Below are 15,608 nucleotides of genomic sequence, written 5' to 3'. Positions count from 1 at the left end.
TTTCTATCACACATCACCACGGAGAAAAAAGAATGAAAACTCAAGTACGTACAATTATCATGCTGCTGGCACTTCTTGTTCCAGGGTCCGCTGCGTATGCCCAGAACAATGCAGATCAGCATGCAAAGGTGTATCAGATTGAAACCAGGCTGGATGAGTACACCCGTCCTACAACCTTTACTCCCACACAGGCGATCCCGGTCAACGGCGCTCTCTCTGAACATGTTGTGACCACCACGCAACGGCTCCTCAACAAAGAAGCACCTTTCCTCAAAAAAGGCCTTGCCAGGCCCGTAGGTGAAGACCGGCTGAGCGCATGGGAGTTTGTCAGCGATGAAGGCGGCGCGGCCCATGACCAGACGGCTCCCAATCCCCTGTCCTATTTTGCAGCCGGTATTTCTTCCAGCCTGCTGACCCAGATCGAACGAGGGATACGGATATTGGACCTGGATGTTGAGGATGTAAAAGTGGAATCACGGATCATCTTCAGGTGGGCAGATACCATGACGGAGAAATGGTCCGGTTATACGGACAAGGTCACCACCAATATCATCATCAAGAGTGATGAGTCTGCTGAAAAAATCCGCACATTGAAGGAACTGGCACTCAAGGCATGGGCTGTTGGTGAAGGGCTGGCACAGAAGACAACCATCGATGCGGCCGTCGTCATCAACGCCGACAATTGGGCCGGATTGACGCCGCGTCCCGGCAAGGTGGAATCGCCCGTTTCCATGGACAACGGGTTCAAGCTCACGGACGTGACTCCTGATCTCCACCTCCAGACAATACCTTTTGAAGAAGATCTGTCGGTGGACATGCACAACCTGCCAAACCCCATGGTCTTCTCGGAAATAAGCATTGCCGAATCCGCCCATGATGCCGCACGACCCTACATGCACAGAATCAGAGCAAAATCCCTGACGGAAAATTACGCCACCTGGGATCTGTATGCAGATGACAGCCGTGGGTATGAAGGTACGGACAAGGCCCCGACATCGTGGGATTACTTCACCATTGGAACCTCTTTCTGCCTCATGAGCCAGCTGACTGCCAACCATGCATATTTTCAGAAGCAGGGCGTGGATATCGACGATTTCCGGGTCGAGCACCAGTTTGATTACCAGAAGGACAATTTCATGACGCCGACCATGACGGGCCATCTCGACAACGTGATCACTCGGGTCGTCGTAACGGGTGATGCTGCAAAAGAGGCATTGGAAGGTTTTGCCAGACAATCCCTTCGCACCTGTTTTGCCGGAGAAGGCATCCAGAACGAGACCGAAATGGAATCGAATGTTTATCTTAATGGAAAAATCGTAGAGTAAGAATACCATGGCTCATCCGCGACGGCAGAAGTATTCTCACGCGGATGAGCCGCACATCATATCCCCAAACACGGTGAAATATCATGAAGTACGCATACAATGTCATAGTGGAACCACAACCGGCCGGAAGTGACGGCGCGTCATCTCTGCAGTTCGGATTTGAAAGCCACGACGATGTCTTGGCGATTCTGGAAGGTTTGCGTGGTCAGGAATCTTTAGATAAAAACACCCGCGCCGCCCTGATTGTGGGCATCAAGTCCCTTGGCTATGCGATCCTGGCCAACCGGGATTCCCAAACCATGGCCGGGCTTCTGCCACAATTCAAAGCGTTGATGAAGGAACTCAAACAAGGTTTGGCGGGCGATTTTTAGGGGCACACCTCCGCTCACATGGAAATCAGAAAAGCGCCGGCTTTCAATATGCAACTCTCACATGGAGACAACCATGACCCACCCCATCATCGAAGATCTCAACCGCCGTTACACCACCAAAAGATACGATGCGACAAAGCGTATTTCCGCAGACGATATGGCCGTCATCAAGGAAGCTCTGCGCATGTCTCCTTCTTCGGTCAATTCACAGCCGTGGAAGTTTATCATCATAGAAAGCGACGGAGCAAAACAACGCTTCCATGATACCTTCGTGAACAAGTTTCAGATGAACCAGAAACACGCGACCGAGGCATCACACATCATCCTCTTTGCATACCATCCCCGTTTCACCAGAAAAGAGTATGCAAAGGTTGTGGATGCCGAAGTCAGCTCGGGACACCTGCCTGCGAAAAAACATGACGAGATGATGGACAAGGGCATGTTCTTTGCCGAACTCCATGCCGATGAAGCCGGCTATAACGGCAGCTGGACCAAAGCCCAGACCTATCTTGCCCTGGGCAATGCGCTGCATACCCTGGCACGCCTGGGTATCGATTCCACCCCCATGGAAGGTGTTGATTCGGAACTCATTGGAGAGATTTTCAAGGAAGAGCTCGGCGGGTACGTGTGCGAGGTTGCACTGGCCATGGGCTATCACCTGGATGACGGCGACTATAACCACGGCCTCCCCAAAGCACGTCTGGCGCTGGAAGATGTGGTTACAGTGCTGTAATCATCCGGACTGTTTCATTCACTGCCCCTCATCTCACCTTCCAAACCTATCTCATCAAGTTTGACGGGGCGATGCCGGATGCGGTCAGTCCGGTCTCTTGTCAGATCATCAAGCTGAAAATCCAAACGGGATTTTCAGCTTTTTCATTCTTTTGCGCAGGGTGCTGGGATTGATCTCGAGGATTTCAGCCGCTCCCCCGGGGCCGCTGATTTTGCCCCGGCACTGTTTGAGAACCTCGCCGATGTGAGCGGCCATGGCCTCGTCGAGGGAGAGTGAATGAGGGCTTTCGGGTTGCGTTACCTCCGGTTCCGACTGTATTTTTGGGGGACGTACACGTGCAAGGGCTGCGGCTACCTCGTCCTGGATCATTTTTTTGAGGTAACTCGTCCCCTCTTTCGGGGTGAGGTACCAGCCCGGATCTTTTGGAAGGTATTGGGCCAGATTGAGTTTACCTTTGGGATGTAAGGTCAATGCGCGTTCCAGCAGGTTTTTGAGCTCCCGGATATTGCCCGGCCAGGTATAGGCGCGCAAAATCTTCATTGATTCCAGATCGATTTCGATCTCATCGTTTATATTGAGTTTTTTACCGAACTCCTTGATGAAGTGGTGGATCAGAAGGGAGATATCATCTGTCCGTTCGCGCAGTGGTGGTACATTCAGCGGAAAGACATTCAGCCGATAATACAAATCCTCCCGGAAGGTCCCCTCCTGCATCATGTTTTCCAGCGGCCGATTGGTGGCTGCAATAATTCTGACATCGACCCTGATGGACCGTGTGCCGCCTACCCTTTCCACGACATGTTCCTGCAATACACGGAGCAGTCTTACCTGTGACTGCGGTGTCAATTCCCCCACTTCATCGAGGAAAAGTGTCCCTCCCGAGGCCTGCTCGAATTTTCCGGGCTTGTCGGTCAAGGCGCCCGTGAAAGCACCCTTCTGATATCCGAACAACTCGCTGTCTATGAGGGTTTCCGGTATGGCGCCGCAGTTGATTTTGAGATACGGTCCGTCCTTTTTAGCCGATACCCGTTGAACCGCGTCTGCAATGAGTTCCTTGCCGGTGCCGGTCTCGCCCATGATGAGCACCGGGGCATCGCTTCCGGCAAGCTGCCCCACCATCTGGGTGATATGGCGCAATCCACCGTCCTTTCCGATGATGGCCGTCTCCTTCAGTAAATTGATCTCACCGGCCAGCTGCCGCCTGTGTTCATCCAGCCGTGTTTTCAGTTCTTCGGTTTTGCGATGCTGCAAAAGGTTCATCATGGCCAGGCCCACGGGTGCCCGCATGAGCTCGAGGAGGGTCTCGTGTTCCGGCTTGAAACAATGCAGTCCTCTCCCCACCAGGGACAGATGGCCGACAATGGTGTCCCCTGCCGTCAAAATAGCCGTCATGTAGCTGCGATCTTCAAGGGGGATGAAACCCGCCAGGGCGTGGTTGAATCTATTGGCTATAGATCCTTCTTCTACGCTGTCCCCATGGGCCACCTCTTTCTGATCTTCATGGTTTGTCAGATATGCGATATTGCCGGTTGAGAGTGGTATCAGGGTGTCCAATTCATGGAATCCCTTCTCTGTTACCAGAAAATTGAGCTGGGTTGATTGCAACTGCGGCAAGAAGCGGTGCAGGGAGAGTCCTGCAATGGGGAGATGCTGTGACAGGAAGCCGAAGGTTGCACGCATGGCCTGGGAAAGTTCCAGGCTGCTGCTGATACTCAAAACCAGATTTCTCAAGAAATCATAATCTTTCATGGGAGCCTTCATCGGATTGGAAGAAACGAATTGCCGGTTGTTCGTAAGCTTAATCAAAACCATTTGTAACTATTCAGCCTCAAGACAGGAGTGACAATACGATTCGCCCTCCCGGGAACGCCGAGCCCCAGCTCGGCCTTTCGAGCACAGTAGGAGGCTAAACGCTCATCTTCCTTTTCAGGCAGCACCGGTCCCTGTTGGCTGCCGGTCCGCAAGCACTTTGCCGAGCTGGGGCTCGGCGTTCCCAGAAAACTACGGGAGTTCTTCCTGGATGATTGGCTGAATAGTTACAACCATTTTAGAATATTGGGTTTCCATGAAACCTTTGCTTCGAACAGAGTAGGTACGGGATGTTGGGTGATAGTGTTACAGATTTTTTTGTACGTATGCTTATTTGCCGCATATTCGCCCTATGGCGCTAAATAGTCAAATGGCGTAAGAAGATCAGTCGACTCTTTGCCCTCTAACTGCTTAATTAATTGAAATTAAAGTAATTATTTTATGGGCATGCCTTTTGTAATAGATCGTGGCGTTGGTGCGGCATTGAACCACGAATTCAAACACGAGGTAACCCCATGAGCAAACCAATTTCCAGAAAACAACGCTATCATTCTACGGTCGGGCGCAGAACATTCATGAAAATGTTGGGCATCGGCGGCGGCGCACTCGGTTTGCAGGCGGCTACCGGCATCCCTGCGGCCGCTGATTTCAAGGACGTGGACGAGATGATGGCCTCACCCTATGCCGAACGCAAACTGCCGTTCTGGGTCAGAGAGGTGGACGAACCCACGGTCAAAATCGACTGGGACAATATGGAAATATTCCCGGGCGTGCACAAGACCCTGTTCAATCCTGACGGATGGGATGACAAACGCGAATATTTCAAGATCCACGCCCGCAATATCGCTTCTACCAAAAAAAAGGTCCGTGAAAATGTCCCGGGCTATTCCCTACGTGACCGGGCCCTGGCCGATGCCAATTGCTGGGGATGGGGAGCAAACGGCTCCATCGCCCCCGGCTGGACCGGGCCGGACGTGAAGGCCGTGAAAGAATGGGAACATCCCACCATGTACTATACCCCGGAAGATTACGGGGTGCCCAGACATGAAGGAACCCCGGAGGAGAATTCACGCATGCTCCGCGTTGCGGGACGCATTCTCGGGGCATCCGACATGGGCTTTGTCAAGCTTAATGAAAGAACCAAGAAACTGCTCTATGGTTTCATCCGGTTTGAAAACGTGAAACAGGGATATGCTGCGCCCGACCACACCTTTGTTCTGCCTGACAAAGACCTCTGGGTCATCTGCGCGGTCATCCCCCAGCCTTTGTGGATGCAGCAGTACACGGACCGCATGAGCTGGGCCTCCAGCAACACGGCCTCATACTCCCGCGCCAATATCTACTCCAACCGCCTCAATGTCTTTCTACGTGGCCTCGGCTACCAATACTACGGTGGTCATACAGGGTCTGTCGGCCGCAATGTCGGTTTCGGGGTCATGTCCGGCATGGGAGAGTACTGCCGTGCCGGTATTCTCTGCAGTCCGCAGTGGGGCACCGATATCCGCACGGTCATGCTCACTGTCACCGACCTGCCCCTTGCCGAGACCAAGCCGATAGATGCAGGGATCACGGATTTTTGCAAGGTCTGCAAAAAATGCGCGGAAATGTGTCCCTCAGGAGCTATCAGCACCTCTGACGAGCCTTTCTGGGGCGGCGAAGCCTCCTGGCAGGCCAAGGGGATCAAAGGGTGGTATATGGATGCCAAAAAATGCTACGGCTACATGCTGGGCGGTGAACCCGACTGCAGCCGGTGCCAGACGGTCTGCCCCTTCACAAAATTTGACGAGGCCGTGATGCACGACCTGATACGCATGTCCATTGCCAAGGCCCCGGCACTCAACGCCACAATCCGCAAAATGGACGATATTTTCGGCTACGGTACCGAACCCGATCCCAACAAGACCCCATGGGATGTAAACCCCATGGACATCCCGCTGTATGGTCTGGATACATCCCGCTCATAAGGAAACAAGGAGAAATTTCAATGCGTTTGGTAAGCTGGAACTGGTTCTGGTACGTTTTGCTGGGTTTTCTGATGGGTGGCGGTGCCACCTGTCTTCTTCTGCTGATCAAAGAGAAGGGCCTGAAACTCAAATGGTTTGAATGGGCTGGCGTTGTCCTGACTTTTCTCGTTTTCATGTTCATGGGACAGACCTTTATCGCCTCGTTCAGGGAAGGGGTTCCCCGCGCGGCATGGTTGTCCCTGGTGTTCATGGGACTGCCCATGATCATACTGGCAGTTCTCACGCTGCGCTCTGTCAGAAAAAGGCTGAGTGCCTAGACAGATCCTTTGGCATCCTCCCACCTAAGCAGGTACAACCATAAAAGGGAACCATGAAGTGATGAATGTTTCTACCAGGGACAAAATATCAGATAGTCCAAAAAGGTCCGGCAAAGCCAAAGATCTGGATTGGTGGCTCGGCCTGGCCGCAATCGTCTGTATCATCATTGCGGGCATCATCGGATACACCCGGAGCAGCAACGGCATCGAACCCGCCCTCAAGAGAGCGGTGCCGGCTGCCGAGAGGTTCGAGCGCCTGGATGAGTCGACCTTTGCCGCCTATGACGGGCACGCTTCAGAGACGTTTCTCTGCTATGTGTCCATAGGAACGGCCAGCGGCTATGGCGGTCCCCTGGATATGGCCGTGGCAACCGACCTCAACGGCACGATCACCGGTCTGGCAGTGGTCGACCACAAGGAGACTCCCCGCTGGTTCGAACGGGTCCGCGACAGCGGGTTTATGGAAACCCTGCTCGGTAAAAGCTATGCCGATTCCTTTGCCCTGGGGGATGATGTGGACGGGGTATCCGGTGCCACATACACCTCGCGGGCAATGGCCCGGGCTGCGCTTCAGGGCAGCCGGAGCATTGCCGGGGCCCAACTCGATTTCTCGGTCCCCCCGAAGCCTGTTGAAAAGATACATTTCGGAACCCTGGAGATGGTCCTGATCGCCTTTTTTGCCATCGGATTCATCGCCCGTCGCCGTTCATTCAAATACACCAAACAGGTCAGATGGATCAGCATGGTGACGAGCATGATCCTGTTGGGTTTCATCTTTACGGAACCCCTGACCATCTCCCATATCAACAAACTCCTGCTCGGGTTCTGGCCGGACTGGCAAACCCATATCTATTATTATCTGCTGATATTCGGGGTACTTCTGGCGCTCACCATAGATAACAAGAACCCCTATTGCATGTGGTTCTGTCCCTTTGGAGCGGCCCAGGAATGCATGGGGCTTATCGGGGGAGCCAGACTGCCCAAAAAAACATCGTACCGTACCTGGCTCACCTGGGCTCAGCGTGGCCTGGCCCTGACCGCGATCATCGTTGCCCTCCTGTTCAGAAATCCCGGCCTTTCAAGCTATGAAGTTTTCGGAACCCTGTTCGATCTGGACGGAACCATCATCGCCTTCCTCCTGCTGGGTCTGGTTCTGTTCACCGCCATGTTCATCAAACGGCCCTGGTGCAATTTTCTCTGCCCCATTCCGCCCATTGAAGGTTTCATCAAACTGCTGCGAAGGAGAATAAAAAACCAATGGACCAGACTGCGAAATCAGAAAACCGCCTGCTAGCTGCCATGGTGCCCGTGTTTGCGGTGCTTGGCCTGCTCCTCATCCTGACGCAGATAGAAACCAATATCCAGCAGGAACTGGAACGAACCGCTGCGCAGAATATCATCAGTTCCCAGCCGGAAAAAGCACGCCCCGTGCTGGAGCCGACATTGACCGAGAAAGATATTGAAACATGGAAAAAGAAGCAGATGGAGATCAACTAAACCATTTCAAAATAGTGAGTTTCTATCAAACCTCTGCCTTCAGACGAATGTTGGTTGAGTCCGCTCGGAAGCGGCAGGACATGAAATTCATGTGTTTTGTGACTATTTTGAAATCATTACAGGAAAACAGGTAGAGCCCCCGGCTTTTGACCTGTAACAATAAGAGAGGACATGCATGTCAACGGTGAGCAGAAGACAGTTTCTCTATTCGCTGGGCGTGATCGGCGCGGGTGCCGGTCTGACAATGGGGTGGCTGCTCGGGGATTGCGAGGCTTCCGAACAGAGTGAAACCCGGGTGATGATGGGGACGGTGGTGACCATCTCGGCTCGCAACGAGAGCAGGTCGCTGCTGGAGGACACGCTGGAGCAGGTCTTTGCGGACATGGCCGGGGCAGAGGCCGTCTTCACACGGCATGATTCAGCCGCACCCCTCGGGGTGCTCAATGGACAGGGGGTGTTGCGGGATGCACCGGGGCCCCTCGTTTCTCTGCTGTCGGATTCCCTGCATCTGGCAGAACGGACACAAGGCGGGTTCAACCCGGCAACGGTTCCGGTCCTGGATGCATTGGCAGTCAACGGAGTCCCTTCGGTTGGAGAGTTGCCCGCGTCCGTGCTGTCCGACCTCAAGGTACTGACCGATTCACGGGGGATTCAGATGAAGGGCGGCACCATTCGTCTGGCGCATGCGGGCATGGGCGTTTCCCTGGACGGCATCGCCAAAGGGCATATTGTGGACCTGGCCGCCGCCTCGCTGGAACGGCACGGCATAACCGACTTCCTCGTCAACGCGGGAGGCGATATCCGCGTGGGACGGCCCGGCACATCCGGAAAGGAATGGACCATCGGCATTCAAAACAGTGCCGATCCGGCAAGAAACATACGGACACTCCCTATGCGCTCCGGTGCCATGGCCACCTCGGGCAACTACGAAAGCCTGGCTTCCAGGGGATACAACCACCTCGTCCCATCAGACCCTTCCGCTCTTTCGAGCCGCGCCGCCGTGACGGTCACGGCCCCCACCTGCGCCCAGGCCGATTCTCTGGCAACCGCCCTGTTCGCCATGGGGAGGAAAAATGGCACGGCGTTCATCGATTCCCTGCCCGGATGTGCCTGTTTGTGGCAGGGAGAAAACAGCCTCGTGCCTTCAGGGAACTGGCCAAAGTCGATCTGCTGATTGCAATCACCAGATCGACTCGAAGGGCTATACCCGAACCGCCATGAAGACCATAAAGACGTCGTCTCAAAAGGCTACAGTACAAGTAACTATTCAGGTGCATTTCACAAAAAACAGAATTTTGAATTTAAGAAATTTTAGATATTTAAGAAATTATAACCAGTTAGCATACAAGTCTCCAATTTCTTAAATTTCTGAAATTCTCCAATCTCTTAAATTTATTGATCCGGGATCAAATTGATTATTGAATTTCAGGATGTTGTAACGCTGAAGTTTGGACCTGAATAGTTACCAAAATTATAGATTTTAGAAATTTAAGAGAGTTAAGAAATTATAAGGACTTGGCACCGGCATTTTCAATTTCTTAGATTTCTGAAATCCTCAAATCTCTGAAATTTATGGGCTGACACTCAAATTTACAATTACATTTCAGCTTGTTGCTCCTGCTGAATTTTGACCTGAATAGTTACCAGTACAAAAAAATATATCCATATCACAAAGAAGGAGAAAATGGTGAATGTAAAGCTAATGTCGATATGGCTGCTTTTTGCCTGCATGGTATCGCCCGGTACCGTGTTTGCGCAGAAAGCGAAGTCCATCGACGAACTTGAAAAAATGTACGACTCGTCAAGCTGCAGGGAGTGCCATGAGCAGATCTATGAGCAATGGGAAAACTCGCATCATTCAAGGCCTCTCAATGGGATCCCCGGTCTGTTGAACATGGACAGGCTGGCTCAACCCGGAAGAACCGCCTTCTCTCCGGACACAGCAGAGGAAGCAACCATGGAAAACTATCGGGCCTGCTTCAAATGCCATCTTCCCCAGGCCCTTACTCATGCGGAGGATTCCGTGGCGGTCGAGTTCACCAATGCTCTCAATGCCAGGAATTTCGACAAGGTCAACCAGCTGAAAATCACCTGCCTCGTGTGCCATAACAACATGGCCATCATCCACAAGCGGGAGGAGGGCGAGCCTGATTCCAAGACCCTCTACTCGGTCCATACCGCTGCCGAGCATGACGATGAACGCTTTGCAACCGTGAAAAAGAGCGCCATCATGGACCATCCGGTCATGTGCGGTCAGTGCCATGGCCAGGGACCGAATTTCGATCTCGATAATCCGGTTCAATGCGGAACTGCCTATGGCAGCTACATGCATGCCTACCTGCCGGGAGGCGGCAGCCAGACCTGTCAGCAGTGTCACATGAAGCCGGTCGACGGGCAGGCGGACCATACATTCAAACCCAATTTCAATGACAGACAAGAGACAGAAGAGTTGCTCCGTAAAACCATTTCTCTTGATGTTGAAACGCTTGCATATGAATGGATAGAGGATTTTTCCAGGCATGTGCCCAAGATCGTGGTCAACACCAGGATCGCCTCAAGGGCAGGGCACAGAGTCCCGGACGGCTGACCGTCTACAAACTCGCTGGTCCTGGACGTGACCGCTCAAACACTTGATGGCAAAAATATCGGAACTGTCACCCGTCACTACATGCCCCAGGCATGCAACGGGAAAAATAACAAAATGCTTTATGGCACACACGCAAAGGTCGAATACCTTCGCGACACAAGTATCCAGCCCTATCAGACCAAGGAAGAATCCATGGAATTCATCCTGCCCAAGGGCGTGAAAGAAGCGGATGTGACCGTATCTCTCAAATACTTCCTGCTGCCTCCGGATAAACAATACGAAATACATACCGTCACAAAACGGGTTGTACTCGAGTAGTCACCCGCCCTTGACGGTATATGCAGATATGCCTCGACGTTCAAAACGGGTGCCTTTCACAACACGGAAAGGCGCCCGTTTTTTGGGAGCCCCCCCTGAAGTTCAAATAAAATGATAAAACTAGCCGACAACGTATGGATGTCCGTTGGCCATTCGGTCTCCAACGTGGGCATGATCGTCGGGGACGACGGCGTGATCATCGTGGACACCGGCCTGATGGAGGCGGATGCGCGGAACATCCACACACTGGTTTTCAATTTCAAACTGAATGTGATGTATTCCTCAAATCTGCTCGGATATGGCACAGAAAGGGAAAAAATCGGCTTCCATGGCGGTATAATCGAGCATGTACAACGATAAACATTGCCCCCCCGGTGCGTTCGCCATCAATTCCGAGTATGGAATTGATGGCCATTTGTTTATGAGAAAGGCTCCCGCAGTTTTCCAAAAAAAGATAAAAGTATCCGATTGCATATTTTTCTTGCTACCAACCAAAGAACAGACTAAAAATATGCGATCGAATACTATAGGAATTATATGAGTACATCAGACAAAGATTCTACGATGCGGATCACCTCAGTCCAGGATCTGGGCAAGGCTGTCCGGAATCGACGCAAGGAGGGCAGGCTGACCCAGCAGGACGTCGCTGATTTTTCCGGGGTCGGGAAGGTCTTCATGGTTCATCTGGAACAGGGCAAACAGACCATCCAGCTGGGTAAGGTACTGGAGGTGCTTCAGGGGCTGGGCTTGGAATTGACGGTTCGGCCACGGGGTAAGAAATGAAGGAACTGAGCGTATTTGCCAAGGGCGTTGCGCCGTACTGAGCTTTGTCAAAGGCAAGGCGGTACTCGAACCTTGCCCGAACCGACCGTTCCGATTATGTTCCATGCATTTCGCTCAGGAAAGAGATGCGTGGCTGGAATCACACCTTCCTCTGTAATCCTCCAGTTTTAAAACCACCCCGAACAGGATCCTCATGCCGCACTACGACGTCGATGCCATAGGTCACCAGTGGAACAATCTCATCAGCGGGGAGGCTGTCGACGCCTCCCGCATCCGGCCCGTGATAGTACAATCCTGGAAGCATTGCCGGGAACAAGGCATCGATGCTCATTGCTCGCTGCATTCTCGCGGCAATGTCCCTTTTCTGCTTGAACGGTCCGCTGAATTGATCGCCGCGGCCAAACCGTTCATGGAAATGATCAATGGAGTGATCGCCGGCAGCGGCCTGCGCATCGATTGCATCGATCATGAGGGGTATTTTCTGTGTTCCTGCGGTGACCCCACCCTCGTAAAGGAGTCGGAGTCCAACGGATTCGTGACAGGCTGCCATGTGGGCCTCGACACACTTGGAACCAATGCTGCCGGGCTCTGTCTCGCGCTGGAGAGACCTGTACAGGTGCTCGGGCCCGAGCATTACAATGTCAACCTGCACAATCTCAATTGTTCGGCCACCCCGATCCATGCCCCCAACTCCGAACTGGTCGGTGTGCTGAACATACTCAGCTACGTCACTCCCCAGAACCGCCAGACACTGGGGTTGACCACCTCCATTGCCAAGGCCGTGGAAAACCAGCTGGCACTGAACCGGTCGGTGAATTCCCTGAAAATCTCCAACGCTGAGCTGAACACCATCATGGAATATCTGCCCCAGGGGGTCATTGCCCTGGACGGTTCCGGTTCGGTGGAAAGCTACAGCAAAAAGGCTTTGGAAATGCTTGGTGTGTCCGTGAAGTCCAATCGCGCCTGCCGCCACGCACAGGTTGAAAAGATACTCACGCAACTCGATCTCCCGGCAGGCGGGAAAGGGAGAACCGCGCGGGAACACACGATACCTGTTTCACGTGGCAAAAAGTCCCTGCTCATCAATTTCCATCCCATCGAAGACGGGGAACGGACCCTGATCATCCTCGAAGACAGCGGGCGCATCATGAGCCTTTCCGCAGCCCAGACCAACAGGACCAGTTATACATTTGCGAGCATCACGGGCAAATGTCCTGAAATCGTCAAGGCCCGGGAGCTGGCCTCCATGGTGGCCTCCACGGATTCCAGCGTCCTGCTGGTGGGCGAGTCCGGGACGGGCAAGGAATTGTTCGCCCAGGCGATCCACGCAGCCAGCAACAGGTCGAGCAACCCCTTTGTGGCCATCAACTGCGGTGCGGTTCCCGCAGATATCATCGAGAGTGAATTGTTCGGGTATGAGCCCGGGGCCTTTACCGGGGCCCGGGAAGCAGGCAAGCCGGGCAGGCTGGAGACCGCTTCCGGAGGCACCCTTTTTCTGGACGAAGTGGAGGCCATGCCCCTCAGTTTCCAGGTCAAACTGCTGCGTGCCTTTTCTTCCAGAAGCATGATGCGTGTGGGAGGGGTTGCTGAAATCCCTCTGGATATCAGGATCATATCCGCGTCCAAGGTCGACCTGCTTGACGAGGTGAACCAGGGCCGTTTCCGGGAAGACCTCTATTACCGTATCGCCACCTTCCCCATACGGATTCCCCCCCTCCACAAGCGGGGAGAGGACATCAGACTGCTGACCGAACAGTTTCTGGAACAACTCTCGGCAGAGTATGCACGGGAGCGCATCAGCGCGGATCAGTCCTTTTTCGATGCCCTTGACGCGTATGCCTGGAGGGGAAATGTCCGGGAACTCCGCAACACCCTGGAACGGGCCCTGGTCATGGGGCTGGATCAGGGATGCCTCTCGGTCGCGTACCTTCCGGAGCCGGTACGCACGGCATGGATGACGGACACGATCAAGCAGAGAGCCAAAGTCACCCTGCCCCGGAAGTCGGGAAGCGAACCTTCACTCGTCCAGATAGCGGTGAACGCTGCCATAGCCCTTGTTCTCGAAGAGGAGGGGGGCAATATCTCCCGCTCCGCCCGCAGACTCGGCATGGCGCGTTCCACCCTGTATCAGAAGATCGGGGCCCATCCCGAGCTGCAGGCTGTTGCAAAATCGAACACTCTTCGAAACTGACCGATTTTTGGACGGTATCCCCCCGCCTTGCAAGCCATTCATTCCCCCGCACATACGCGGTCCGGCTGTATTCTTGTACCCGTCAGTCTGTCCGATTTCCGGACATAATATCTATCCAGCCTTTTCTTTCCACAAAAAATCCTCTGTCATGACGTGAGATTAGGTGTATGGCATGCCGCGTGCTTATGTCTGCGAACACCGAAGTCCTACTATTGTTCACACCATGAGGAGGTTGGAATTGAAAGAGTACAAACAGTTCATCAATGGCGCATTGGTCACATCCCATTCCACGGTAATGATCGAAGTGGAAAATCCGTACACCGGAAAAATCATGGCCCTTGCACCCCAGGGTGATGAAACAGATGCCCGGGATGCCCTGGAAGCGGCACGCAAAGCGCAGGGGGCATGGGCTGCCAAACCCGCGATCGAAAGGGCCTCGTTTCTGAAGAAGATGGCCGATGCCATCCGGCAGAACAGGGTGGCCCTGGCCGAAACCCTGGCCTCGGAACAGGCCAAGGTTCTTCCTCTGGCCCAGGTGGAAGTGGACGTTACTGCGGAATATTTCGACTATTACGCCGGCTGGGCCAGAATTTATCAGGGTGAAGTCATCCAGAGCGACCGCCCCAAAGAAGACATCCTCCTCTACCGGCAACCCATAGGGGTCGTCGCAGGAATCTGCCCCTGGAATTTTCCCCTGTTCGTCATGGCGCGCAAGGTGGCACCTGCACTGCTGACCGGCAACACCATCGTGGTCAAACCGAGCAGTGAAACACCGGCCACAACCCTGGCCTTCGCCGAACTCGCAGCGCAGCTGGACATCCCGGCGGGCGTGTTGAATATCATCTCCGGCAAGGGGTCCACCCTTGGGGAAACACTGGTCAGCAGTCCCATCACGGGCATGGTGACCCTGACCGGCAGCGTGCAGGCCGGCAGCCGGATCATCGCGGCAACGGCAGAAAACATCACCAAATGTTCCCTGGAACTGGGCGGCAAGGCCCCGGCCATCGTCTGCGCCGATGCGGACATCGATCTGGCGGTCAAGGCCGTGGTGGCATCCCGGGTGATCTTCAGCGGGCAGGTGTGCAATTGTGCCGAACGCGTGTATGTGGAGCAGCCCATTGCCGAAGAGTTCACGGCCAAACTTGTGGACGCCATGGAGGCGGTAACCTGGGGCGATCCCTTTGCCGATGCGACCCCGGACATGAGTTGCCAGGTGAGCCGCGATCAGCAGACCAAGATCCAGGGCATGGTGGAACGGGCCAAACAGGCCGGCGCCCAGGTGCTGTGCGGTGGCGGAATACCGGACACGGAAACCGGCTATTTTTTCGAGCCCACGGTTCTCGGCGGGTGCGAACAGGATTTTGGAGTGGTCCAAAGCGAGGTCTTCGGTCCGGTGCTGCCCGTTCTGACCTTCTCGGATCTCGACGAGGCCATCGACCTGGCCAACGATTGCGAGTACGGACTCACCTCTTCCATCTACACGGCCAACATCGGCAATGCCTTTGAGGCCATCAACCGCCTCAAGTTCGGTGAAACCTATGTGAACAGGGAGAACTTCGAGGCCATGCAGGGGTTCCACGCCGGATGGAGAAAGTCCGGAATCGGCGGCGCGGACGGCAAGCACGGTCTCTACGAATATCTGCAGACCCATATCGCCTATATTCAGCGCTGATTTTCGGAAACAGGATGACTCCGGTCGTCCTTTGAGCCCCC

14 protein-coding genes are annotated in these 15,608 nt (G+C 53.9%); 13 read left to right on the top strand and 1 reads right to left on the bottom strand.

All coding sequences use genetic code 11. The features are described from left to right. The first annotated feature begins 32 nt into the window (after positions 1-32). The 3 genes from ACY692_RS11825 to ACY692_RS11815 all read left to right on the top strand — a co-directional run bounded on the left by ACY692_RS11825 (position 33) and on the right by ACY692_RS11815 (position 2,429). On the top strand, positions 33-1,325 hold the full coding sequence (locus ACY692_RS11825; RefSeq protein ID WP_462325574.1) for a hypothetical protein: 1,293 nt from the start codon (positions 33-35) through the stop codon (positions 1,323-1,325). An 83-nt stretch (positions 1,326-1,408) separates the two neighbouring features. Beyond that, positions 1,409-1,696 carry a DUF3861 family protein gene (locus tag ACY692_RS11820; protein ID WP_462325573.1) on the top strand — a complete coding sequence of 96 codons (288 nt, stop codon included), beginning with the start codon at positions 1,409-1,411 and terminating at the stop codon, positions 1,694-1,696. 73 nt (positions 1,697-1,769) lie between these two features. Then, positions 1,770-2,429, top strand: a complete 660-nt coding sequence (locus ACY692_RS11815) for a nitroreductase family protein (protein ID WP_462325572.1) — start codon at positions 1,770-1,772, stop codon at positions 2,427-2,429. Positions 2,430-2,537: 108 nt separating this feature from the next. Here the strand turns inward: ACY692_RS11815 and ACY692_RS11810 are convergent, their stop codons facing one another. Next, complete coding sequence (locus ACY692_RS11810) at positions 2,538-4,178, bottom strand: sigma-54 interaction domain-containing protein (protein ID WP_462325571.1); 1,641 nt, start codon at positions 4,176-4,178, stop codon at positions 2,538-2,540. Between the two features lie 575 nt (positions 4,179-4,753). Here ACY692_RS11810 and ACY692_RS11805 point away from each other — a divergent pair. The 10 genes from ACY692_RS11805 to aldA all read left to right on the top strand — a co-directional run bounded on the left by ACY692_RS11805 (position 4,754) and on the right by aldA (position 15,567). Continuing rightward, positions 4,754-6,202: a reductive dehalogenase gene (locus ACY692_RS11805; protein WP_462325570.1), complete on the top strand. Its 1,449-nt coding sequence runs from the start codon at positions 4,754-4,756 to the stop codon at positions 6,200-6,202. A 20-nt stretch (positions 6,203-6,222) separates the two neighbouring features. Then, positions 6,223-6,519, top strand: coding sequence for a hypothetical protein (locus tag ACY692_RS11800; RefSeq protein ID WP_462325569.1), 297 nt, complete (start codon positions 6,223-6,225; stop codon positions 6,517-6,519). A 61-nt stretch (positions 6,520-6,580) separates the two neighbouring features. After that, positions 6,581-7,813, top strand: coding sequence for an FMN-binding protein (locus ACY692_RS11795; protein ID WP_462325568.1), 1,233 nt, complete (start codon positions 6,581-6,583; stop codon positions 7,811-7,813). After that, positions 7,777-8,016: a hypothetical protein gene (locus ACY692_RS11790; RefSeq protein ID WP_462325567.1), complete on the top strand. Its 240-nt coding sequence runs from the start codon at positions 7,777-7,779 to the stop codon at positions 8,014-8,016. The genes ACY692_RS11795 and ACY692_RS11790 overlap by 37 nt, the downstream gene beginning before the upstream one ends. A 175-nt stretch (positions 8,017-8,191) precedes the next feature. Then, entirely contained in the window at positions 8,192-9,190 is a 999-nt protein-coding gene (locus ACY692_RS11785) for an FAD:protein FMN transferase (RefSeq protein ID WP_462325566.1), read from the top strand. 510 nt (positions 9,191-9,700) lie between these two features. Further along, positions 9,701-10,921, top strand: a complete 1,221-nt coding sequence (gene extKL, locus ACY692_RS11780; protein ID WP_462325565.1) for a multiheme c-type cytochrome (seleno)protein ExtKL — start codon at positions 9,701-9,703, stop codon at positions 10,919-10,921. Positions 10,922-11,032: 111 nt separating this feature from the next. Beyond that, on the top strand, positions 11,033-11,281 hold the full coding sequence (locus tag ACY692_RS11775) for a hypothetical protein (RefSeq protein ID WP_462325564.1): 249 nt from the start codon (positions 11,033-11,035) through the stop codon (positions 11,279-11,281). 204 nt (positions 11,282-11,485) lie between these two features. Further along, a complete protein-coding gene (locus ACY692_RS11770; protein WP_462325563.1) occupies positions 11,486-11,704 on the top strand; it encodes a type II toxin-antitoxin system Y4mF family antitoxin in 219 nt (72 codons plus the stop codon). A gap of 193 nt (positions 11,705-11,897) precedes the next feature. Then, on the top strand, positions 11,898-13,895 hold the full coding sequence (locus ACY692_RS11765) for a sigma-54-dependent Fis family transcriptional regulator (protein ID WP_462325562.1): 1,998 nt from the start codon (positions 11,898-11,900) through the stop codon (positions 13,893-13,895). Between the two features lie 238 nt (positions 13,896-14,133). Next, positions 14,134-15,567: an aldehyde dehydrogenase gene (gene aldA / locus ACY692_RS11760; RefSeq protein WP_462325561.1), complete on the top strand. Its 1,434-nt coding sequence runs from the start codon at positions 14,134-14,136 to the stop codon at positions 15,565-15,567. The last annotated feature ends 41 nt before the right edge of the window (positions 15,568-15,608 follow it).

This window comes from Desulfoplanes sp. (genome assembly GCF_054921335.1).
This window is presented reverse-complemented; position numbering and strand designations above follow the sequence as displayed.